Raw genomic sequence first — 712 nt, 5'->3', positions numbered from 1 at the left:
ATGTGTTTGTAAATGAAGATTGCGAGGTTAAAATATTAATGACTCTAACGTCTCCTAATTGTCCCGTAGCCGAATCATTACCTCAAGAAGTCAATGAAAAAGTAAAGTCACTTGATCAGGTTAAAGATTCAGAAATAGAGATGACTTTTAATCCACCTTGGTCGAAAGATTTAATGAGCGAAGAGGCGCAACTCGAATTAGGATTTATGTAAGATGGAAAAAGAAATAATTAATAGAGTAGCAAAAAGTGGTATCATCACCATCAACCTTGAAGAATTTTACCCTCAGGGTGAACGTTTGTTGTTCGATATAAAAGAGTACTTGTTTCAAGGTTTAATATTGAAAGAAAAAGATTTCCGTGAGTTTATAAAAAATGAAGATTGGAGTACATATACAGATAAATACGTTGCTCTTATTTGTTCTGAAGATGCGATTGTTCCAACCTGGGCGTATATGCTACTGGCAACACAGTTAGCCCCTTTTGTGAAAAAAGTGGTGTTTGGTGATTTAGAAACACTTGAAACAGTTTTGTATAATGAGATATTAAACAAACTAAATATCAATGCTTATAAAGATGTCCGCATCGTTATAAAAGGTTGTGGCGATTTGCCTGTGCCTAAAGCGGCTTATGTTGAAATTACCAGACTTTTACACCCCGTTGCAAAAAGTATTATGTATGGAGAAGCTTGTTCAATGGTTCCTTTATACAAGC

2 protein-coding genes are annotated in these 712 nt (G+C 34.8%); both read left to right on the top strand.

Features of this window, described 5'->3' with window-relative positions; genetic code table 11:
* The coding region (locus ES765_RS21535) for an iron-sulfur cluster assembly protein (RefSeq protein ID WP_138116604.1) at positions 1–212 on the top strand (212 nt) is incomplete at its 5' end.
* Position 213: 1 nt separating this feature from the next.
* On the top strand, positions 214–712 hold a 499-nt coding region (locus ES765_RS21530), incomplete at its 3' end, for a DUF2480 family protein (RefSeq protein WP_138116602.1).

Source organism: Maribacter sp. ACAM166 (genome assembly GCF_005771495.1).
GTDB lineage: Bacteria > Bacteroidota > Bacteroidia > Flavobacteriales > Flavobacteriaceae > Maribacter.
Note: the sequence above shows the minus strand (reverse complement) of the source record. Positions and strands in the feature narration are given on the sequence as shown.